This window comes from Geodermatophilus sp. SYSU D01105 (genome assembly GCF_054050095.1).
Genome location: NZ_JBJGYR010000003.1, coordinates 167,201 through 187,664 on the forward strand (window position 1 = coordinate 167,201; position 20,464 = coordinate 187,664).

The 20,464-nt window shown below is 76.5% G+C and carries 22 protein-coding genes and 1 riboswitch; of the genes, 12 read left to right on the plus strand and 10 right to left on the minus strand.

Annotation, left to right across the window (positions count from 1 at the left end; all coding sequences use genetic code 11):
* Window positions 1–76 precede the first annotated feature (76 nt).
* Complete coding sequence (locus ACI79I_RS03785) at window positions 77–1,045, minus strand: aldo/keto reductase (RefSeq protein ID WP_456990930.1); 969 nt, start codon at window positions 1,043–1,045, stop codon at window positions 77–79.
* Between the two features lie 89 nt (window positions 1,046–1,134).
* On the minus strand, window positions 1,135–1,923 hold the full coding sequence (locus tag ACI79I_RS03790; protein ID WP_456990931.1) for an oxidoreductase: 789 nt from the start codon (window positions 1,921–1,923) through the stop codon (window positions 1,135–1,137).
* A gap of 141 nt (window positions 1,924–2,064) precedes the next feature.
* On the opposite strand from ACI79I_RS03790, the gene ACI79I_RS03795 reads away from it, so the two are divergent.
* From ACI79I_RS03795 to ACI79I_RS03805, 3 genes are read left to right on the plus strand one after another with little or no spacing between them, the layout of a single operon-like run.
* Window positions 2,065–2,616: a histidine phosphatase family protein gene (locus ACI79I_RS03795; protein ID WP_456990932.1), complete on the plus strand. Its 552-nt coding sequence runs from the start codon at window positions 2,065–2,067 to the stop codon at window positions 2,614–2,616.
* A 24-nt stretch (window positions 2,617–2,640) separates the two neighbouring features.
* Window positions 2,641–3,162, plus strand: coding sequence for a bifunctional adenosylcobinamide kinase/adenosylcobinamide-phosphate guanylyltransferase (gene cobU / locus ACI79I_RS03800; protein WP_456990933.1), 522 nt, complete (start codon window positions 2,641–2,643; stop codon window positions 3,160–3,162).
* Window positions 3,159–3,914, plus strand: a complete 756-nt coding sequence (locus ACI79I_RS03805) for an adenosylcobinamide-GDP ribazoletransferase (RefSeq protein ID WP_456990934.1) — start codon at window positions 3,159–3,161, stop codon at window positions 3,912–3,914. The genes cobU and ACI79I_RS03805 overlap by 4 nt, the downstream gene beginning before the upstream one ends.
* A 45-nt stretch (window positions 3,915–3,959) precedes the next feature.
* On the opposite strand, the gene ACI79I_RS03810 is transcribed toward ACI79I_RS03805, so the two are convergent.
* Together ACI79I_RS03810 and cobN are read right to left on the minus strand one after the other, a co-directional pair.
* Window positions 3,960–4,217: a hypothetical protein gene (locus ACI79I_RS03810; protein ID WP_456990935.1), complete on the minus strand. Its 258-nt coding sequence runs from the start codon at window positions 4,215–4,217 to the stop codon at window positions 3,960–3,962.
* 61 nt (window positions 4,218–4,278) lie between these two features.
* Window positions 4,279–7,884: a cobaltochelatase subunit CobN gene (cobN, locus tag ACI79I_RS03815; RefSeq protein WP_456990936.1), complete on the minus strand. Its 3,606-nt coding sequence runs from the start codon at window positions 7,882–7,884 to the stop codon at window positions 4,279–4,281.
* A gap of 52 nt (window positions 7,885–7,936) precedes the next feature.
* A riboswitch (cobalamin riboswitch) is annotated at window positions 7,937–8,003 on the minus strand.
* 41 nt (window positions 8,004–8,044) lie between these two features.
* On the opposite strand from cobN, the gene ACI79I_RS03820 reads away from it, so the two are divergent.
* On the plus strand, window positions 8,045–8,743 hold the full coding sequence (locus tag ACI79I_RS03820) for a methyltransferase domain-containing protein (RefSeq protein WP_456990937.1): 699 nt from the start codon (window positions 8,045–8,047) through the stop codon (window positions 8,741–8,743).
* Window positions 8,744–8,850: 107 nt separating this feature from the next.
* A complete protein-coding gene (locus ACI79I_RS03825) occupies window positions 8,851–9,633 on the plus strand; it encodes a PIG-L deacetylase family protein (RefSeq protein ID WP_456990938.1) in 783 nt (260 codons plus the stop codon).
* A gap of 2 nt (window positions 9,634–9,635) precedes the next feature.
* Here ACI79I_RS03825 and ACI79I_RS03830 read toward each other — a convergent pair whose 3' ends face one another.
* From ACI79I_RS03830 to ACI79I_RS03840, 3 genes are all read right to left on the minus strand, one after another.
* A complete protein-coding gene (locus tag ACI79I_RS03830) occupies window positions 9,636–10,016 on the minus strand; it encodes a YunG family protein (protein ID WP_456990939.1) in 381 nt (126 codons plus the stop codon).
* Window positions 10,017–10,124: 108 nt separating this feature from the next.
* A complete protein-coding gene (trxA, locus tag ACI79I_RS03835) occupies window positions 10,125–10,580 on the minus strand; it encodes a thioredoxin (RefSeq protein WP_456990940.1) in 456 nt (151 codons plus the stop codon).
* A 29-nt stretch (window positions 10,581–10,609) separates the two neighbouring features.
* Entirely contained in the window at window positions 10,610–10,939 is a 330-nt protein-coding gene (locus tag ACI79I_RS03840; protein WP_456990941.1) for a tetratricopeptide repeat protein, read from the minus strand.
* Window positions 10,940–11,056: 117 nt separating this feature from the next.
* Here ACI79I_RS03840 and ACI79I_RS03845 point away from each other — a divergent pair, with 117 nt between their 5' ends.
* The 6 genes from ACI79I_RS03845 to ACI79I_RS03870 all read left to right on the plus strand — a co-directional run bounded on the left by ACI79I_RS03845 (window position 11,057) and on the right by ACI79I_RS03870 (window position 17,681).
* The gene (locus tag ACI79I_RS03845; RefSeq protein ID WP_456990942.1) at window positions 11,057–11,761 is read left to right on the plus strand and encodes a DUF4383 domain-containing protein; all 705 of its coding nucleotides are present in this window, start codon (window positions 11,057–11,059) and stop codon (window positions 11,759–11,761) included.
* A gap of 35 nt (window positions 11,762–11,796) precedes the next feature.
* Window positions 11,797–12,945: a precorrin-3B synthase gene (gene cobG, locus ACI79I_RS03850; protein WP_456990943.1), complete on the plus strand. Its 1,149-nt coding sequence runs from the start codon at window positions 11,797–11,799 to the stop codon at window positions 12,943–12,945.
* On the plus strand, window positions 12,945–13,565 hold the full coding sequence (locus tag ACI79I_RS03855; RefSeq protein WP_456990944.1) for a precorrin-8X methylmutase: 621 nt from the start codon (window positions 12,945–12,947) through the stop codon (window positions 13,563–13,565). The genes cobG and ACI79I_RS03855 overlap by 1 nt, the downstream gene beginning before the upstream one ends.
* Window positions 13,562–15,130: a precorrin-2 C(20)-methyltransferase gene (locus ACI79I_RS03860; RefSeq protein WP_456990945.1), complete on the plus strand. Its 1,569-nt coding sequence runs from the start codon at window positions 13,562–13,564 to the stop codon at window positions 15,128–15,130. The genes ACI79I_RS03855 and ACI79I_RS03860 overlap by 4 nt, the downstream gene beginning before the upstream one ends.
* A 94-nt stretch (window positions 15,131–15,224) precedes the next feature.
* Window positions 15,225–16,394 (plus strand): pre-mycofactocin synthase MftD, encoded by a 1,170-nt coding sequence (gene mftD / locus ACI79I_RS03865; protein ID WP_456990946.1) that lies wholly within the window; start codon window positions 15,225–15,227, stop codon window positions 16,392–16,394.
* A 60-nt stretch (window positions 16,395–16,454) separates the two neighbouring features.
* Window positions 16,455–17,681 carry an MFS transporter gene (locus tag ACI79I_RS03870; RefSeq protein WP_456990947.1) on the plus strand — a complete coding sequence of 409 codons (1,227 nt, stop codon included), beginning with the start codon at window positions 16,455–16,457 and terminating at the stop codon, window positions 17,679–17,681.
* A gap of 328 nt (window positions 17,682–18,009) precedes the next feature.
* Here the strand turns inward: ACI79I_RS03870 and ACI79I_RS03875 are convergent, their stop codons facing one another.
* Window positions 18,010–18,501, minus strand: a complete 492-nt coding sequence (locus ACI79I_RS03875; RefSeq protein WP_456990948.1) for an FBP domain-containing protein — start codon at window positions 18,499–18,501, stop codon at window positions 18,010–18,012.
* Window positions 18,502–18,566: 65 nt separating this feature from the next.
* Window positions 18,567–19,217 (minus strand): HAD hydrolase-like protein, encoded by a 651-nt coding sequence (locus ACI79I_RS03880; protein ID WP_456991057.1) that lies wholly within the window; start codon window positions 19,215–19,217, stop codon window positions 18,567–18,569.
* A 116-nt stretch (window positions 19,218–19,333) separates the two neighbouring features.
* Here ACI79I_RS03880 and ACI79I_RS03885 point away from each other — a divergent pair, with 116 nt between their 5' ends.
* Window positions 19,334–19,726: a hypothetical protein gene (locus tag ACI79I_RS03885; RefSeq protein WP_456990949.1), complete on the plus strand. Its 393-nt coding sequence runs from the start codon at window positions 19,334–19,336 to the stop codon at window positions 19,724–19,726.
* Window positions 19,727–19,729: 3 nt separating this feature from the next.
* On the opposite strand, the gene ACI79I_RS03890 is transcribed toward ACI79I_RS03885, so the two are convergent.
* A complete protein-coding gene (locus ACI79I_RS03890; protein WP_456990950.1) occupies window positions 19,730–20,455 on the minus strand; it encodes a cobalt-precorrin-6A reductase in 726 nt (241 codons plus the stop codon).
* Between the last annotated feature and the right edge of the window lie 9 nt (window positions 20,456–20,464).

Consider the following 20,464-nt stretch of genomic DNA (forward strand, 5'->3'; position numbering starts at 1 on the left):
ACCTCGTCCTCCCCACCCCTCGCAGACCCGGGACGGGCCGCGGCCGGGCCCTGCAGCGGGCTCTGACTCCGGGGGCTCAGACGGGGAGGTGCTCCCGGACCCGGTCCACCAGGGTCCGCACCGCCGACACCGGCCGGAACGCCCGCGCCGCCGCGGTGAGCGCCGACTGCTCGTCCGGACGCAGCGAGATCTCCGCGGCGGCGGCGTTGGCCTCGACCTGGGCGACGCTCGACGCCCCCGGGATGACCACGACCCGCGGCAGGGAGACCAACCAGGCGAGCGCGATCTGGGCCGGCGTGACGTCGTGGGCCGCGGCGACCTCGCGGAGGACACCGAGCAGCGGCTCGGCCCGCCGGAGGTTCTCGGTGCCGAACAGCGGGTTGGCCGCCCGCACCCCACCCGGCCGGTTGTCCACGGTGTACCGCCCACCGAGCAGTCCCTGGGCCAGCGGGCTGTAGGCCATGACCATCCGGTCCTCGCGCTCGGCGAAGGGCACCAGGTCCTCCAGCGGGCCGGGCACGGCGAGCGAGAAGTGCACCTGGTTGCTGACCACCGGCCGGCCCAGCGCGGCGTCGGCCGCCTGCCAGCGCTGGAGGGAGTAGTTGGAGACACCGACGGCGCCGATGCGACCGGCGTCGAGCAGGTCGCGCATCCCCGGCATGATCACCGAGTCCGGCACCAGCGGGTTGGGCTGGTGGACCTGGTAGAGCGGGACCCGGTGCAGGCCGAGCCGGCGGGCGCTGCCGGCGAGGCGGTTGCGGACCACGGGCGGGAACGGGGCGACCGGGAAGACCTTGGTCGCGACCACCACGCCGGCGCGCTCGGCGCCCAGGGCGTCCCCGAGGATCCGCTCGCTCCGGCCGAAGCCGTACACCTCGGCGGTGTCGAAGAGCGTGACGCCCAGCTCCCGTGCCCGCCGGACGATCCGGCCCGCCTCCCCGGAGGCGTAGGCGTCGCCGTACCCCCACTCGCGCGAGCCGAACTGCCAGGTGCCCAGGCCGACCCGGCTGACCGCTCCGAGCCCGTCGACGTCGAGAGTCCGCACGTCGCCAGTGTGCCTGCCCCGGGTCGGACCGGCTGTCCCGAGGAGGACGGCCGAGGACGGTCCGAGGACGGCCCGAGGGCGGCCCGGGGTCAGCCGCGGAGGACGGCCTCGGCGATCGCCAGCCCCTCCAGCGCCCCGTGCTCGGTGGCCCGGCAGCAGTGCACCAGCCACGTCGCCACGCCCTCGGGTCCGCCGGAGGCGTATCCGGCCAGTGCGCGGACGTACTCCTCCCGCCCCAGCTCCACGAAGCCGACCTCGGGCACCGACACCGCCTTGGGGTCCAGGCCCCGCGCGATGCCGGTCAGCCGGGCAGCCGCCCGCGCCACGATGCCGTCGGCCGTCCCGAAGGGCGTGAGTGCGGCCAGCTCGCCGTGGACCAGCGCCGCGACGAGCACGGCGGGCACGGTGGTCTCCCCGGTCACCAGGGAGAACAGTCCGCTGAGCCGGGGGCCGGCGTGGGCCGCGGGCCGGCCGAGGTCCGCCCGGTCGGCGAGGTCGGCCGCGGCGAGCACGTGCAACCGGGCCAGCACCTGGCCGGGCGCCCGCGACCAGGTCTCCACCATCGAGCCCAGGGCCACCGACGTGCGCAGCGCCCCCTGCACGACCGGGTCCTGCACCGAACCGGCGCGCAGGTCGGCCAGCGGGACGTCGACCCCCTCGAGCGCGGCCGAGGCGCGGGCGCCGCGCAACGCCGACTCGGTGCTGACCTCGGCCGACCGGTTGCGCATGAGCCGATGGCGCAGGAGCCGGTCGATGCCGGCCCGGGCGGCGTCGGCGGCGTCCCGCACGCCGGGCAGGTCCAGGAGGGGGGCCAGCGCGTCCGGGCCGCTCGGGCGGGGAGCGGAGCGGGCAGCGCCCGGGCGGACGGGGATGGTCACGAGATCCTCCTGGCGAACGCTCGTCGGTCTCGTGACCAACGGTGCTGGGTGCGCGGGCGCGCCGGCCTGCGCGCCCGCCGCATCGACGGTACGAGGGACACGTCGGTGACCGGCGCCCGCCTGGCTACGCTCCACCCCACCATGGCCCAGCCGCTGACCCTCCTCCTCGTCCGCCACGGGCAGAGCGAGTGGAACGCCGCCGGCCTGATGCAGGGCCAGACCGCCTCCGTGCCGCTCACCGAGCTGGGGCACGCCCAGGCGTCCCGGGCCGCGCGGGAGCTGGCGGGGCTGCGGCCCGGGGCGCTGGTGTCCAGCGACCTGCGCCGGGCCGTGCAGACCGCCGAGCACTGTGCCGCCGCGACCGGCCTGCGGTTCACCACCACGCCGGCGCTGCGCGAGCAGGGCTACGGCGTGCTCGAGGGGCGCCCGTCGCGGGAACTGTGGGACGTCGTCGACTGGAGCGATCCGCAGTGGGCGGCCGAGAGCGGCGAGAGCCTGGCCGAGCTGCACGGTCGGGTGGCCGCCTACCTCAAGCACCTGTGCGCCGAACCGCCCGCCGCGGTGATCGGGTTGGTCACGCACGGCGACACGATCCGGGCCGCGCAGGCGGTCGCCGCCGGGCTGGGCGCCGACGCGATGCCGGTCGTGACACCGCACAACGGCACGATCACGAGGTTGGAGCTCGTGCTGTGAGCGCCGCCCGGTGAGCGCCGTCCGGTGAGCAAGGTGCTCGTGCTGGGCGGCTCCCGGTCCGGGAAGTCCGCGCACGCGGAGCACCTGGTGGCGGGAGCGGACGCCGTCACCTACCTGGCCACCTCTCCCCCCGTGCAGGACGACGCCGAGTGGGCCGCCCGCGTGGCCGCCCACCGGGCCCGCCGTCCGGCCACGTGGACGACCGTGGAGACGACGGCCCCCAGCGACCTCCTGCGCCGCGGCACGGTGCTGGTCGACAGCGTCACCACCTGGGTCGCCGCGCTCATGGACGAGACGGGCGTGTGGACCGACGACGCGGGCGCGGCGGCCCGGCTCGCCGAGCGCTGCGACGCCCTCGTCAACGCCTGGGCCATGACCCCCGCACACGTGGTGGCCGTCTCCGACGAGGTGGGGCTCGGGGTGGTCCCGGAGACCCGGTCGGGCCGGCTGTTTCGCGACACTCTCGGTGCGGTCAACCAGCGGCTGGCCGGCACCGCCGACGAGGTCTGGTTCGTCGTCGCCGGCCTCCCCCTGCAGTTGCGATGAGGTGGACCGGCCCCCTGGAGTCCGCCGCGCTGCTCACCGTCCTGCGGGTCCCGGCCCGCGCGGCGGCCTCCACCCGCGGCGTCCTCCCGTGGGCTCCGCTGATCGGGCTGGTGCTCGGCGGCGTGGCCACCGGCGTCGCGGTGGCCGGCGCGCGGCTGGTGTCACCGCTCGTCGGCGCCGTGCTCGGGATCGCCGTCCTGGCCGTGCTGACCCGCGGCCTGCACCTCGACGGGCTGGCCGACACCGCCGACGGGCTCGGGCCGCTGCGGGGCCGCGAGCGGGCCCTGCAGGTCATGCACCAGGGCGACGTCGGCCCGTTCGGCGTCGTGACGCTGGTGCTGACCGTCCTGCTGCAGGTCGCGTGCGCCACGGCCCTCCTGGCCGGGGACGGCGGCTGGGCGGCCCTCTGGACGGCGGTCGTCACCGCCCGCCTGGCGATGGCCCGCACCGGGCTGCCCGGCGTCCCCATGGCCGAGGGCTCGTCGCTCGGGCGGGCGGTCGCGGGCACGGTGTCACGGGCGTGGCTGGCCGCGTGTGTCCTCGCCACCGCGGTGCTGCTGGTCGTCGCCGTGCGCGGTGACCTCGCCCGGGCCGGTCAGCTCGCCGCGAGCTCGGCCGCGGGCCTGGCCGCGGCCGAGCTCCTGCTGCGCCGGGCGCGCGCCCGGCTGGGCGGCGTCACCGGCGACGTCATGGGGGCCATGGGCGAGACGTCGGCCGCGGTCACCCTCCTGGTGGCCGCGGCCCTGGCCTGAGGCCCCCTCCCGGGCGCCGCCCTGAGCGTGGGAGGGGGTCGGTCCTCAGTGCCGGTGGAGCAGGCCGCCCACCAGCCGGCTCAGGCCACCGGAGGCGGCGGTCGTCGGCCGGCCCCGGCCGGTGGACATCGTCTTCCGGCCCATGCCACGGCCGCTCGTCGTCGTCCCACGCCCCATCCCGCGGCCGGTCGACATGCCGCGGCCGGTCGACCGTGCCATCCCCCGTCCGGTGGCGCGACCCCCGCGGGTCGCGGAGCGCGCGGTGTTCTCAGCGGTGCCCATCAGTCGTCCGAGGATGCTCATGCCCGGTGGGTACCCCGCCGGACCCGGTCGATGCACGGAGTCGGCAGGTCCGGGCCGGGCATCAGCCTCCCGCGCCCTGCTGGGCAGGGGTGTCGCCGCCCTCCAGGTCGCCCTCGGTGTCGAGGTAGGCCTGCTGCAGCGCGGCCAGGAGCGCGGGGTCCGGAGCACTCCACATCTGCCGGTCGACCGCCTCCAGCAGCCGCTCAGCGATGCCGTGCAGGGCCCACGGGTTGGACCGCTCGAGGAACTCCCGGTTCTGCGGGTCGAGCACGTAGGTCTCGGTGAGCTTCTCGTACATCCAGTCGGCCACCACGCCGGTGGTGGCGTCGTAGCCGAACAGGTAGTCGACCGTGGCGGCCAACTCGAAGGCGCCCTTGTAGCCGTGCCGGCGCATGGCCTCCAGCCACTTCGGGTTCACGACCCGCGCGCGGAACACCCGGGCGGTCTCCTCGGTCAACGAGCGGGTGCGCACCGACTCCGGGCGGGTCGAGTCCCCGATGTAGGCGGCCGGCGCCCGGCCGGTCAGCGCCCGGACGGTCGCCACCATCCCGCCGTGGTACTGGAAGTAGTCGTCGGAGTCGGCGAGGTCGTGCTCGCGGGTGTCGACGTTCTTCGCCGCGACCGCGATCCGCCGGTAGGCCGACTCCATGTCCGGCCGGGCCGCCACGCCGTCCAGTCCGCGCCCGTAGGCGTAGCCACCCCACACCGCGTAGACCTCGGCGAGGTCGGCGTCCCCGCGCCAGTCGCGGCTGTCGATGAGCGGCAGCAGCCCGGCCCCGTAGGCGCCCGGCTTGGAGCCGAACACCCGGGTCGTCGCCCGCCGGCGGTCGCCGTGGGCGGCCACGTCCGCGTCGACGTGGGCACGCACGAAGTTGTCCGACGCCGCCTCGTCGAGCCCCGCCGCCAGCGTCACCGCGTCGTCCAGCATGGTGACCACGTGCGGGAAGGCGTCCCGGAAGAACCCCGAGATGCGCACCGTGACGTCGATCCGCGGCCGGCCGAGCTCCTCCAGCGGGATCGGCTCGAGACCGGTCACCCGCCGCGACGCGTCGTCCCACAGCGGCCGGACGCCGAGCAGGGCGAGCACCTCGGCGACGTCGTCCCCGGAGGTGCGCATCGCCGAGGTGCCCCACACCGACAGGCCCACCGAGCGCGGCCAGGACCCGGTGTCGGCCCGGTAGCGCTCGACCAGCGACTCGGCCATCGCCTGCCCGGTCTCCCAGGCCAGCCGCGACGGGATCGCGCGCGGGTCCACCGAGTAGAAGTTCCGGCCGGTCGGCAGCACGTTGACCAGCCCGCGCAGCGGCGACCCGGACGGGCCGGCCGGCACGTAGCCGCCGTCGAGCGCGTGCAGGACGGCGTCCATCTCGTCGGTGGTCCGCTCCAGCCGCGGGACGACCTCGTCGACGGCGAACCGGAGCACCGTCTCGACCGGCTCGGACGGCGCCCCGAGGACGGCGGCCACCACCGCGGGCACCGCCGAGGCCGTCCAGCCGGCCTCCTCCATGCCCGACACCAGCGCGGCGGCGAGCGACTCCACGGCGTCGGTGTCCGTGCGGGACGCCCCCTCGGCCAGCCCCAGCGCCTCCCGCAGCCCCGGCAGGGCCACCGCGCCGCCCCAGACCTGCCGGGCGCGCAGCACCGCCAGCACGAGGTCCACGCGGTCGGAGCCGGTCGGGGGCACGCCCAGCACGTGCAGTCCGTCGCGGATCTGCGAGTCCTTGATCTCACAGAGCCAGCCGTCGACGTGCAGGATCATCTCGTCGAAGTGGTCGTCCTCCGGCCGCTCCGCCAGCCCCAGGTCGGAGTCGAGCTTGGCCGCCTGCAGCAGCGTCCAGATCTGCGCCCGCACCGCCAGCAGCTTCGCCGGGTCCATCGCCGCGACGTTGGCGTGCTCGTCGAGCAGCTGCTCGAGCCGGGCGATGTCGCCGTAGGACTCGGCGCGGGCCATCGGCGGGACCATGTGGTCGACCAGCGTGGCGTGCGCCCGCCGCTTGGCCTGCGAGCCCTCGCCCGGGTCGTTGACCAGGAACGGGTAGACCAGCGGCAGGTCCCCGATCGCGGCGTCCGGCGCGCAGGAGGCCGACAGCCCGACCGTCTTCCCGGGCAGCCACTCCAGGTTGCCGTGCTTGCCGACGTGCACCAGGGCGTGCGCGCCGAACACCGACCGCAGCCACCAGTAGGCGGCCAGGTAGTGGTGGGACGGCGGCAGGTCCGGGTCGTGGTAGATCGCGATCGGGTTCTCCCCGAAGCCGCGCGGCGGCTGGACCATCACCACGACGTTCCCGGCGCGCAACGCGGCGAAGACGATCTCGTCCCCGTCCACGAACAGCGAGCCCGGCGGCTGGCCCCAGTGCTCGACCATCGCCGCGCGCAGGTCGTCCGGGAGCGTGTCGAAGAAGGTGCGGTAGTCGGCGGCCGGGATGCGGACCGGGTTGCCCGACAGCTGCTCCTCGGTGAGCCAGTCGGCGTCCTGGCCGCCCGCGGCGATCAGCGCGTGCACCAGCGCGTCGCCGTCGAGGTCGGCGACGCCGGGCAGCGCGGCGGGCCCGTCGAAGGGGCCGAGGTCGTAGCCGGCCCCCTGCATCGCCGCCAGCAGCCGGACGACCGACGCCGGGGTGTCCAGCCCGACGGCGTTGCCGATCCGCGCGTGCTTGGTGGGGTAGGCCGACAGCATCACGACGATCCGCCGCTCGGCCGGCGGCACCGACCGCAGCCGCGCGTGCGCGACCGCCGTCCCGGCCACCCGCGCGGCGCGCTCGGGGTCGGCGACGTAGCTGGTCAGCCCGTCGGCGTCGGTCTCCTTGAAGGAGAACGGCACGCTGACCAGCCGGCCGTCGAACTCGGGGATCGCGACCTGGTTGCCGACGTCCAGCGGCGAGAGCCCGTCGTCGTCGGCCAGCCACTCCTCGCGGGAGCGGGTCAGGCACAGCCCCTGCAGCACCGGCACGTCCAGCGAGGCGAGCGCGCCGACGTCCCAGGCGCCGTCGTCCCCGCCGGCCTGCGCGGTCGCGGGCCTCGACCCGCCGGCGGCCAGCACGGTCACCACCAGCGCGTCGGCGGTCCGGAGCAGCTCCAGCAGGTCGTCGGGCACGCTGCGCAACGAGCTGACGAACACCGGCAGCGGGCGGCCGCCGGCGTGCTCGACCGCGGTGCACAGTGCCTCGACGAAGGCGGTGTTCCCGGCCAGGTGGTGCGCCCGGTAGTAGAGGACGGCGATCGTCGGGCCGCTCCCCCGGCTCTCCCGCTCCAGCACACCCCAGTCCGGTGCGACCTCCGGCGGCTCGAACCCCTCCCCGGTCAGCAGCACCGTGTCGGAGAGGAACCGGTGCAGCTGGACCAGGTTGCCCGGCCCGCCCTGCGCGAGGTAGCCGTGCGCCTCGGTCGCCACGCCCATCGGGACGGTGGACAGCTCCATCAGCTCGGCGTCGGGCAGCAGCTCCCCGCCGAGGACGACGACCGGCGCCGGCCCGGCCAGCAGCGGCGCCAGGAGCTCCTCGAACTGCCGCCGCACCCCCAGCAGCCGGACGACGACCAGCTGCGCGCCCTCGACCAGGTCGGCGACCCCGTCGGCGTCCAGCCGGGCAGGGTTGCCCAGCCGCCACGGCGCGCCGCTCGCGCGGGCGGAGAGCAGGTCGGTGTCGCTGGTGGAGAGCAGCGTGAACACGGGCAGGTCCTCACTCGGGGTCCGCGCCCCGGGTCGTCGGTCACGGCAGCCGGAGTGTCTGGCTCGCCCGGGCCGGGCTCACAGTGGCGGGACCGCGCCGGGTTCGCACCGGCTTCCTCGTCGACTGCCGCGTCAGGTGCGCAGACGCTACCGTCCGGCGGTGCGCGAGCCCGTCGGCGACCTGAGCATCGGGGAGTACCTGGTCAGCGCCCGCTCGTTCGAGGAGTACCGGGCGATGTTCGGCCTCACCGACGCCGACCTCGCCGGCCGCGTCCTGGACTGTCCCGGCGGCGGCGCGGGCTTCACCGCGGTCGCCCGGGCCCGCGGGGCCGACGCGGTCGCCGTCGACCCGGTCTACGCCACCCCGCCGGCCGCGCTCGAGGCGCGACTGGCCGGCGAGCTGGAGCGGGGCCGGGCCTGGACGCAGGCGCACGCCGACCGCTACGTCTGGGACTCCCACGGCGACCCGGCCGGCCACGCCCGGCTGCGGGTGGAGTCGGCACGGGCCTTCGCCGCCGACCGCGCCGCGACCCCCGGCCGCTACGTCTGCGCGGCCCTGCCCGCGCTGCCCTTCCGCGACGGCGCGTTCGACCTCGTCCTCTCCTCCCACCTGCTGTTCACCTACGCCGACCGGCTCGACCGCGCCTTCCACCGGGCGGCGGCCCTGGAGCTGCTCCGGGTCAGCCGCGGTCAGGTGCGGGTCTACCCGCTGGTCGACCAGGCGGGCCGTCCGCTGCCGGACCTGCTCGACGGGCTCGTCGCCGACCTCGCCGCGGCCGGGGTGGCAGCGGAGGTCCGGGACGTCGGCTACGAGTTCCAGCGCGGAGCACGCTCGCTGTTGCAGCTGACCCGGGGCTGACGGCGGTCACCCGTCCGGCTCCTGCGGGTGGCGACGCTCCGGCACCCGGGAACGGCCGGACCGGACCGGGGGCCGGTGGCCGTCGCCGCGCCCCTAGCCTGCCGCGCATGGGCCCACCCCCGGTGGCACCGTTCCCCGCCGACGCGTTCTCCCGCGTGCTGTGCGTGGTGGCCCACCCCGACGACGTGGAGTACGGCACCTCCTCGGCGGTCGCGGCCTGGACCGCGCGCGGGATCGACGTCGCGTACCTCCTGCTCACCCGGGGCGAGGCCGGCATGGACGCGCTCCGGCCCGAGGAGACCGCGCGGCTGCGGACGGCGGAGCAGGTGGCGGCGGCCGACGTGGTCGGCGTGACCGACGTCCGGTTCCTCGACCACCCCGACGGGGTCCTGGAGTACGGCCTGGGCCTGCGCCGGGACATCGCGCGGGTGATCCGCGGGTACCGGCCCGACGCCGTGCTCGTGGGGTCGTGGGACGTCGAGTTCGTCGCCGGGCTCAACCAGGCCGACCACCGGGTCGCCGGCCTCGCGGCGCTGGACGCGCTGCGCGACGCCGGCAACCGCTGGGTCTTCCCCGACCTGCTCGACGAGGGGCTCGAGCCGGTCGCGGTGCGCTGGCTGCTGGTGGGCGGCGACCCCCGCCCCACCCACGGCGTCGACGTGACCGGCGAGCCGCTGGAGCGCGGCGTCGCCTCGCTGGAGGCCCACGGCCAGTACCTGGCGGGGATCCCGGGCCACCCGCCGCCCCGCGTGATGATCCCGGGGATCACCGCGCTGCAGGGTCCCGCGCTGGGGGTGGAGCACGCGGTGCTGTTCCGGGCCTTCGACTTCGCCGCGCCGCCGGCGATCGCCCGGGAGGCGATGCGCGCGGCCGCCGAGCGGGTCGGCTGAGGTCAGCCCGCCAGAGCGGCGGACACGTCCTCCCGCAGGCGCCGGTACTGCTCGGCGCAGCGGCGCGGCGGGCCCGGCGGGCGCTCGACGACCCGCGGGGCCTGCACGACCTCGGAGGGCGCGAACTGCTCGCGGGTGAGGTCGACCTCGGTGCCGTCGGGCAGCCGGTTCCACCAGTGCACGCCCTGCAGGGAGCCGTCCGGCCGGCGCACCTCGGCCAGCAGCAGCTCCCCGCCGAGCAGGTCGTGCACCGTCAGGGCGGTGGCGCCGCACTGGCCGCGGGCGGGGTCCTCCGGAGTCCAGTCCGCGACGTCCACGTCGTCGCAGGTCTCGATGCACCAGGCCGCGCGCACCGCCGCGGCGACGTCGTCCAGGGTGGGCACGGGCACAGGCTGCCAGGGTCGACCGACAGCACCCGGCCGGCGCGTCGGGGTCAGCAGCCGGGCCGCACAGCCCGGCCGATGAGGGGTGCGGTCAGCGGCCCCTGCGGGTCACGGACGCCCCGGGCCGCCGGTGCGCGAGGCGAGGGCCTCGTCGAGCCAGGCGCGCAGCGCCGGCTCCGGTGCGGCGCCGGCCTGGCGGGCCAGGACCTCCCCCCGGTCCAGGACGAGCAGCGTGGGCACGGCCTGGACGGCGAACCGCCGGGCCAGCCGCGGTGCGCGGTCGACGTCGACCCGCACCAGCTTCACCCGGCCGGCCGAGGCCGCGGCCAGCCGCTCGAGGACGGGACTGACCGCCCGGCACGGTCCGCACCACGTCGCCCACAGGTCGACGAGCACGGGGACCGGGGACCGCTCGGCGACCTCCGCGAAGTCCTCGTCCCCGGCGTCGGCCACCCACGGCAGAGGCGTGCGGCACTGTCCGCAGCGGGGGGTGCCCGCCGCGGCCGCGGGCACGCGGTTGCGGCGGCCGCAGGTGCCGCACGTGGTGATCCGGCTGGTGGTCACGGCTGCTCCTCCCTCGTCGGGCCCGGGCCTCAGTCGGCGCCGAGGGCGTCGGCCACGCGGTGGTGCGCCACCGCCTCGCCGGGCCGGCTCTGCCGCTCCAGGGTGCGGGCGAGGGCCCGGCGCGCCCACCCGTTGGCCGGGGCGAGCGCGACCAGCCGGGACAGCGTCTCCTCGGCGCGGCCGAGCTGGGCCGAGCCGAAGTAGGCGCGGGCGAGCAGCTCGAGGGCCGCCTGGTTGCCCGGCTCGGCCTCGACGACGGCCGCGAGCACCTTCGCCGCCTCGATCGGCTGCCCCATCGCGAGGAACAGGTCCGCGCGGAGGAACTCCGAGTGCAGGTCGACCTCGAACGGCTGGGTCATGTCCCGCGCAACAACCCCGGGCGCCCCGGCCTTCCCCGGATTCCTCGACCCGATCGCATCCCGGAGGCGTCCGCGAGGCGAACAATGGTCACCGTCCCACTCCTCAGGGGAGTCGTCATGGCACTTCGTCTGCACCTCCCGCACCGCACGACACCGCGCCCCACGGCCGAGGAGAGGCACCTGGGCGCCCGCGTGTTCGTGGTCCAGCGCATCGGCGCCGTCCTGGTGGCGCTGTTCCTCCTGGTCTTCGGCCTGCTCGGCTTCGCCGACCGGCTTGACTTCTTCTCGACCGAGGGCGAGCGCGTCCTCGGCCTGTCGTCCAACGGCCTGCTGTCGACCATCTCGGTCGTCGTGGCGCTCGTGCTCCTGGTGGCCGCCGCGCGCAGCCCCCGCACCGCCTCGACCGTGATGATCGTCATCGGCGCGCTGTTCCTGCTCTCCGCCCTGGTCAACCTGGCGGTGCTGCGCACCTCGTTCAACTTCCTGGCGTTCGAGTTCGAGAACGTCGCCTTCTCCGTCGTCGTCGGCCTGTTGCTCCTGGTGCTCGGTGCCTACGGCCGGATCGGCGGGCACCTGCCCGACGACAGCCCGTACGCGCACCCGCGGGCGGTCGAGGACGAGTACGACGAGGACCTCCCGTCCACGCCGGCGGAGGTCGCCGCCGAGCGGGCGATGCGCGACGCCGAGGTCGCCGTCGTCCAGCACGTCGCCACCGAGGACCAGCGACGCCGGGTCGAGGCGATGGCCCGGGTGCACTCGCGGGCCGACCGCCGGCGGGTGTGGATGTCCTTCGACGACAGCGGGCGCGAACTGCGCCGATAGCGCCGGCGCGGGCGGGACGTAATCTCGCCAGCGCCATGACCACCACCCCCGCCGCCCGCGTCCGCGGCGACGCCTGTCCCGGCGCGCTGCAGACCCACGCCGCGGCCGACGGGGCGCTGGCGCGGGTGCGGGTGCCCGGGGGGCTGCTCACCGCGGCCCAGCTGCGGGTCCTCGCCGGCGCGGCGCGTGACCTCGGGGACGGCGCCCTGGAGCTGACCAGCCGCGGCAACGTGCAGCTGCGCGGCCTGGCGCCGGGCACGGAGGCCGCGCTCGGTGACCGGCTCGCCGCCGCCGGGCTGCTGCCCAGCGCCACGCACGAGCGGGTGCGCAACGTGCTGGCCAGCGCGCTCACCGGCCGGGCCGGCGGGCGGCTCGACGTCCGGCCGTGGGTGGCCGCACTCGACGCCGGCCTGTGCGCGGACCCGGGGTACGCCGCCCTGCCGGGCCGCTTCCTGCTGACCCTCGACGACGGCCGCGGCGACGTCGCCGGCCTCGGTGGGGACGTCGGACTGCGCGCCCTGTGCCCCGGCACCGTCGCCCTCACCCTCGCCGGCGCCGACACCGGCCTGCGGGTGGCCCCAGACGACGCGGTGGCGCTCGCCCTCGCCGCCACGCGGGCCTTCCTCGACGAGCGCGCCGCGCAGGGCTCCCCGGCCTGGCGGCTGGCCGAGCTCGACGAGGGCCCCGCCCGCGTCGCCGCCCGCCTGGGTGGCTCCGCGGGCCGCGCCGAGGCCGGCTCCGGGGGCTCCGTCCCGGCGGGGCCCGTGCGGCAGGACGACGGGCGCGTGGCACTGGTCGCCGTCGTCCCGCTGGGCCGGCTGACCGCCGACCAGGCCGCGCTGGTGTCCGCCACGGCCGGCGACCTGCAGCTCACCCCGTGGCGCAGCGTCGTCCTGCCCGACCTCCCCGACGACGCCGCCGCCCCCGCGCTCACCGCCGCCGGGCTGGTGCTCGACCCGGACAGTGCCTGGGTGCGGGTCACCGCCTGCGCCGGGCGGCCGGGGTGCGCGAAGAGCCGCGCCGACGTCCGGGCCGACGCGGCGCACGCCGTCGCGACCGGCGTCCTGCCGGGGGGCGGCGCCCGGCAGCACTGGGCCGGCTGCGAGCGCCGCTGCGGCCGCCCGCAGGGGACGGTCGTGGACGTGGTGGCGACAGGGACCGGGTACCGGATCGGGAAGGCGTGATGTTCGAGTACGTGAAGGACGGCGCCGAGATCTACCGGCGCTCGTTCGCGACGATCCGCGCCGAGGCCGACCTGGCCGGCCTGCCGGGGGACGTCGCCCGCGTGGCGGTGCGGATGATCCACGCCTGCGGGCAGGTCGACCTCGTCGAGGACCTCGCCTTCTCCCCTGGCGTCGTCGCGCGGGCCCGGGCGGCGCTCGACGCCGGCGCCCCGGTGCTCTGCGACGCGCAGATGGTCGCCTCCGGCATCACCCGCCGCCGGCTGCCCGCGGACAACGACGTGGTCTGCACGCTGGACGACCCGCGCACCCCCGGCCTCGCCGCGGAGCTGGGCACCACCCGCACGGCCGCGGCGCTCGAGCTCTGGCGCGACCGGCTGGACGGCGCGGTCGTGGCGATCGGCAACGCGCCCACCGCGCTGTTCCACCTGCTGGAGATGGTCGCCGCCGGAGCACCCCGACCGGCCGCGGTCGTCGGCGTGCCGGTCGGGTTCATCGGCGCCGCGGAGTCCAAGGAGGCGCTGGCGGCGAGCGACCTGGAGTTCCTCGTCGTCCGCGGCCGTCGCGGGGGCAGCGCGATCACCGCCGCCGCGGTCAACGCGATCGCGAGCGAGGTCGAGTGAGCGGCCAGCACACCACCGGCCGTCTGTACGGGGTGGGCCTCGGGCCGGGCGACCCGGAACTGGTCACCGTCAAGGCCGCCCGGCTCATCGCCGCCGCCGACGTGGTCGCCTTCCACGCCGCCCAGCACGGCCGGTCGGTGGCCCGCGCCGTGGCCGCGCCCTACCTGCGCGAGGGGCAGGTCGAGGAGCTGCTGGTCTACCCGGTCACGACCGAGACCACCGCCCACCCCGGGGGCTACCAGGGCGCGATCGACGAGTTCTACGAGGCGGCCGCGGCCCGGCTGGCCGCCCACCTGGACGCCGGGCGCGACGTCGTCGTCCTGGCCGAGGGGGACCCGTTCTTCTACGGCTCCTACATGCACATGCACAAGCGGCTGGCGCACCGCTACCCCACCGAGGTCGTGCCCGGCGTGACCAGCGTGAGCGGAGCCGCCGCAGCGGTCGGCCGGCCGCTGGTCGAGCGCGACGAGGTCCTGACCGTGCTGCCGGGGACCCTCGGCGCCGAGCGCCTGGCCGAGGAGCTGGCCTCCACCGACTCGGCCGCGGTCCTCAAGCTGGGCCGCACGTTCCCGCAGGTGCGGGAGGCGTTCGACCGCGCCGGAGTCCTCGACCGCGCGCTGTACGTGGAGCGGGCGACCACCGATCGCCAGCGCTGCCTGCCGCTGGCCGACGTCGACCCGGCGACGGTCCCCTACTTCTCCCTCGCCCTCCTGCCCAGCCCGCTGACCGGCCCGGTGCCGGGGCCCGAGCAGCACGACGAGTCCGCCCCCCGCACCGGCGAGGTGGTCGTGGTCGGGCTGGGTCCGGGCCGGCGGTCGTGGACCACGCCCGAGGCGGCCGAGGCGCTCGCCGCCGCGGACGACCTGGTGGGCTACGGGCCCTACCTGGACCGCGTGCCGGTCAACCCGCGGCAGACCCGGTACCCCAGCGACAACCGAGTGGAGGCCGAGCGGGCGGCGCACGCCCTGGAGCTGGCGAGGGGCGGACGGCGCGTGGCCGTCGTCTCCAGCGGCGACCCCGGCGTCTTCGCGATGGCCGCGGCCGTCCTCGAGGTGGCGGCGCGGCCGGAGTTCGCCGGTGTCCCGGTGCGGGTGCTCCCGGGGCTGACCGCCGCCCAGGCCGTCGCCGCCCGGGTGGGCGCCCCGCTGGGCCACGACTTCGCCGTCCTGAGCCTCTCCGACGTCCGCAAGCCGTGGGACGTCGTCGTCGACCGGCTGCGCCACGCCGCCGCCGCGGACCTGGTCATCGCCCTCTACAACCCCCGGTCGAAGGCCCGCCCCGCGCAGCTGGGCCTCGCCCGGGAGGTCCTGCTGGAGGTCCGGGACCCCGGCACGGTCGTCGTCGTGGGCCGGGACGTCGGCGGGCCCGGGGAGCGGGTCACGGTCACCACGCTCGGCGCGCTCGACCCGGAGACGGTCGACATGCGCTGCCTGGTGCTCGTGGGCTCCTCGCAGACCCGGGTCAGCCCGACCGGCGCCGTCTACAGCCCCCGCTCGCACCCGTCCCACCAGGACCAGGAGCGGGCCCCCCGGCCTCCGGGCCCGGACCCGGCACGAGCCCCGTGACACTCAGTGCCACCCCTGGCACCATGTCGCGGGACGTGGCGGGCGTCACCGTTGCCCCGGTCCCGCCACCCGGCTGCCGACCGCGGAGGGACCCATGGCGAGCACCAAGGACTGGTTCGAGACCGTCGAGGAGGCCCAGCACCGCGCGAGGAAGCGGCTGCCGCGGTCGGTCTACCTGGCGCTGGTCGCCGGCACCGAGAAGGGCCTGACGGCCAGCGACAACGTCGCCGCCTTCGACGAGATCACCTGGCGCCCGCACGTGGCCGGCCTCTCGGCCAAGCGGGAGACGGCGACCACGGTCATGGGCCAGCAGGTGTCCATGCCGGTGCTCATCTCGCCCACCGGCGTGCAGGCGGTGCACCCCGACGGGGAGGTCGCCGTGGCCCGTGCCGCCGCTGCCGAGGACGTCGCGATGGGGCTGTCCTCCTTCGCGAGCAAGCCGGTCGAGGAGTGCGGTGCCGCGCACGAGAAACTGTTCTTCCAGATGTACTGGGTGGGCTCGCGCGAGACCATCCTCGCCCGCGCCGAGCGCGCCCGCGCCGCCGGCGCCAAGGGTCTGATCATGACCCTCGACTGGTCGTTCGCCTCGCGCCGCGACTGGGGCAGCCCCCCGATCCCCGAGAAGATCGACCTGCGGAACGCGGTCAAGTTCGCCCCCGAGGTGCTGCGCAAGCCGCGCTGGCTGGCCACCTACCTGCGCACCGGCTCGATCCCCGAGCTGCGCGTGCCCAACCTGGCCCTGGGCGGCCAGGAGCCGCCGAACTTCTTCGGCGCGTACGGCGAGTGGATGGGCACCCCCCTCCCGACGTGGGAGGACGTCGCCTGGCTGCGTGAGCAGTGGGGCGGGCCGTTCATGCTCAAGGGCGTCACCCGGGTTGACGACGCCCGCCGCGCGGTGGACGCCGGCGTGAGCGCGATCTCGGTCTCCACGCACGGCGGCAACAACCTCGACAGCACCCCCGGCGCGATCCGCTCGCTGCCGGCGATCGTCGACGCCGTCGGCGACCGGGTCGAGGTGCTCATGGACGGCGGCGTGCGGCGCGGCGCCGACGTGGTCAAGGCGATGGCCCTGGGCGCCAGGGCCGTGATGATCGGCCGCGCCTACCTGTGGGGCATGGCCGCGAACGGCGAGCGCGGTGTGCAGAACGTGCTGTCGATCATCCGGCAGGGCATCGACGAGGCGCTGCTGGGCCTGGGCCGGTCCTCGGTCCACGACCTCACCCGCGACGACGTCGTCCTGCCGCCGGGCTTCGAGCGGCGCTGACCGGGGGCGACCGCCGCCGGCCCGGGAATGCGGTCGCGGCGGGAGGGCTTGCTCGTTGTCGTGCCCTCCCGTCGCCTGCCCCCGAGGACCGCGTTCTGGTCGGTCGCGACGCTGCTGGTCCTGGTGCTCGCCGCCTCGGGGGTGCCCTCCCCGCTCTACCGCGTCTACCAGGAGCGGTTCGGGTTCTCCCCTGGCGTCCTCACCATGGTCTTCGGCATCTACGCGATCGCCCTCCTGCTCGCCCTGCTGGTGGTCGGCGCGCTGTCGGACCACGTCGGGCGCCGTCCGGTGATCGTCGCCGGCCTGCTCCTCCAGGTCGTCGCCAGCGTGCTGTTCCTCGCGGCGGACGGCGTCGGCTGGCTGCTGGCCGCGCGGGTCGTGCAGGGCCTGTCCGTGGGCGCCCTGACCGGGGCCCTCGGCGCGACCCTGCTGGACCTGCAGCGCACCGACCGCCCCCTGGGCGCCCTGGTCAACAGCGCGTCGCCCGGCTTCGCCCTGGCCCTCGGGGCCGTGGGCGCGGGCCTGGCGGTGGAGTTCGTCCCCGCACCCACGGACTGGGTGTTCGGCACGCTCACCACGCTCTTCGTCCTCGCCGCGGGCGTGGCCCTGCTGCTGCCGGAGTCCTCGCCGCGGCTGCCCGGCGCGCTGGCCTCGCTCCGGCCGCAGGTGCACGTGCCCCGTGCCCAGCGGGGGGCCTTCCTCGTCGCGCTGCCCTGTCTGGTCGCGATGTGGGCGCTGGGCGGGCTGTACCTCTCCCTCGGCCCCTCCCTCACGGCCGGCGTCTTCGGCATCGAGGACCACCTCGTGGGCAGCCTGCTGATCCTGGCGATGCAGGGCATGGGCGCCGTCGGTGGCGTGGGCATGCGCGCCGCGGCGCCGCACACGGCGATGCTCCTCGGGTGCCTGGTGTTCGCCGCCGGCGTCGCGGGCACGATCGGCTCGCTGCTCACCGGCAGCGTGGCGCTGTTCTTCGTCGCCGCCGCGGTGTCGGGCTTCGGCTTCGGGTCGGCGTTCCTCGGCGCGGTCGCCACGGTCACCGCCGGCGTCGCCCCGGGCCAGCGGGCGGGGCTGTTCGCCAGCATCTTCGTCGTCGGCTACCTGGGCTTCAGCGTGCCGGCGGTCGTCGCCGGGCTGGCCGCCGGGGAGGTCGGCCTGCAGCCGACCGCGGAGGTCTACGGCGGCGCGGTGATCGTGCTGGCGCTGGTCGCGGTGGCCGGCCTGCTGCGCCGGCGGCGCACCCTGCGGCGGGCGGAGCCGGTGCAGCAGGCCGAGCCGGTCGCCGCGTGACGACAGCCGCGGGAGCATCGCAGCGAGCGCCAGCGAGCGAGGAGCGGACCGCGGCGCGGAGTCACGCCGTGGACGCCGCGTGACGACAGCCGCGGGAGCATCGCAGCGAGCGCCAGCGAGCAAGGAGCGGACCGCGGCGCGGAGTCACGCCGTGGACGCCGCGTGACGACAGCCGCGGGAGCATCGCAGCGAGCGCCAGCGAGCAAGGAGCGGACCGCGGCGCGGAGTCACGCCGTGGACGCCGCGTGACGACAGCCGCGGGAGCATCGCAGCGAGCGCCAGCGAGCGAGGAGCGGACCGCGGCGCGGAGTCACGCCGTGGACGCCGCTCAGCGGCGGACGGCGGCGACGAACGCGCGCACCCGCTCGTTCAGCTCCGCGGCCCGCTCGGCCACCACCTCGGCCGGGTCGCGGTCCTGCAGCCACGGCGGGATGTCGGTCCGGACCCGGTGCGAGCAGGCGAGGTCCGCGCACATGTAGGTGCCGACGGTGTTGCCGTTGCGCCCGGCCTCGCCCACCCGCCGAGCGGTGAACAGCGAGACGCCGTCCCCGGGCTGCGCCGTCTGGCACAGCAGGCATATGGCCGCCGTCCGGCTGGACATACGGCTCTCGGCGGCACGGACCGCGATGCCCAGCGGCTCCTCGTCGACCTCGAGGACCAGGTAGCCGCGCAGCGGTGCCTTGGGGTCCCGCCAGCCGAGCACCTCCAGCTCGGCCCAGTCGACCTCGTCGAAGCCCGGCGGCAGGGTCAGGCCGTTGGCCTCCCCGCGCGAGCAGTTGACGAACGAGCGCCGTACCTGCTTCTCGGTCAGCGCGTTCACCGTGCGTTCTCCTCTGTTCACCGTCCGACTGCCGGCGCACATCTTGCGGGTACACGGCCGGCGGGTCAGCCCATTTTCCGATCCAGCGCGGCCAGCACCTCCGCCGGGGTGGCCACCACCACGGCCGCGCCGGCCGCCTCCAGCTCGCCGTCCTCGGCCGGCCCCCAGCCGGCGCCGATGCAGGGCAGCCCGTGCGCCGCGGCGCCGAGGACGTCGTGGGCGCGGTCGCCGACCAGCACCGGGTCGCGCCCTCCGGGGTGGGCTGCCAGCGCCGCGGCCACGACCTGGTCCTCGTGCCGGACGGCGCCGTCCAGGGTGGCTCCGTGCACGCCGGCGAAGGCGTCGAGCAGGCCGGTGTGCCGGAGCACCCGGACGGCGGAGGTCTCCGGCTTGCTGGTGGCCACCGCCAGCGTGGCGCCGCCAGCCCGCAGCGCGGTCAGCAGCTCGGGGATGCCGTCGTGGACGGTCACGTCGAGCAGCGCGCCCGCGGCGTAGTGCGCCCGGTAGGCGGCCACCGCACGCGGGACGTCGGCCGGCGGGACGCCGAGGACGAGCGCGAACCCGTCCTGCAGGGGCGGGCCGACCATCGCCCGCAGCTGCTCGGGCGTGGGGTCGGGCAGGCCCAGCGCGGCGGCGGCCACCCGCACCGACGCGTGGGTCCCCGGCGAGGAGTCGACGAGGGTGCCGTCGAGGTCGAAGAGGACCAGGCGGGTCAGCGGTCGCGTCCCCCCCCCGGTTCGGGGAGTGACCGTCCGGTCCCGGGCTCTGGCGCTGCGCTGCCGATGGTGCTCCAATCTTCAAACACTTCTCCTCACCCGCACCGGAGGACCCGATGACCCGGACCCGTGACACCACCGTCGCAGCGCCCACGTCCACGATCCGGCCGGTGCAGGCAGCCGCCGCGCTCTCGGTGGTCGTGCTGCTCTGGCAGTTCTTCTCCGCCGGCCAGTTGATGACCGGCGGCACCGGCGGTGGCGGGCACGGCGCGGGCGCGATCGCCCTGCACCTGTCCACCGGCCTCCTCCTGCTGGCCACCGGGCTGCACGGGCGGCGCACCGGCGTGTGGTGGCCGGCCGCATTGAGCGGCGCGACCTTCCTGCTCACCTTCCTCCAGGCCTGGCTCGGCAGCTCCGGGCAGATCGCCGCCCACGTCCCGGTCGCCCTGCTGGTGACCGTCGGGATCGTGTGGGTGACGGCCTGGGCGTTCTGGCCCGCGAACTCGTAGTCGTCACCGGGAGCGCAGCCAGGCCAGCGCCTCCTCCACGGTGGCCACCACGGGCACTCCGGGGGGCACCGGTGGCCGGCGGACGACGACCACCGGCAGGCGCAGCTCCCGCGCCGCGGTGAGCTTGGCGGCGGTCATCCCGCCCCCGCTGTCCTTGGTGACGACGACCTCGACGGCGTGCTCGCGCAGCAGCGCGAGCTCCTCCTCCACCGTGAACGGCCCCCGGGCCAGCAGCACGGTCGTGCGTGCCGGCAACGGCGGCGCAGGCGGGTCGACCGCGCGCACCAGGCAGGAGCCGCGCAGTCCGGCGAAGGCGGCCAGGCCCCGCCGGCCGGTGGTGACGAACACCGACCCGGCCCCGGCCACGCTCTCCGCGGCCTGCTCCAGCGAGTCCACCCAGCGCCAGTCGTCCCCGGGCCCGGGCGTCCACCCGGGCCGCTGCAGCCGCAGCAGCGCCGTCCCCGTCGCGGCCGCGGCCGCTGCGGCGTTCGCGGTCATCGTGGCCGCGAAGGGGTGGGTGGCGTCGACCAGCGCGGTGACCCCGTCCAGCGCCGCGGCCAGGCCCTCGGCGCCCCCGAACCCACCGATGCGGACCTCCCCGGGGGGCAGCACCGGCTCGGCGACCCGGCCGGCCAGCGAGCTGAGCACGTCGACGCCCTCGGCGACCAGCCGCTCGGCCAGCCGCCGGGCCTCACCCGTGCCGCCGAGCACCAGCACCCGCCCGGTCACGCCCGCCGC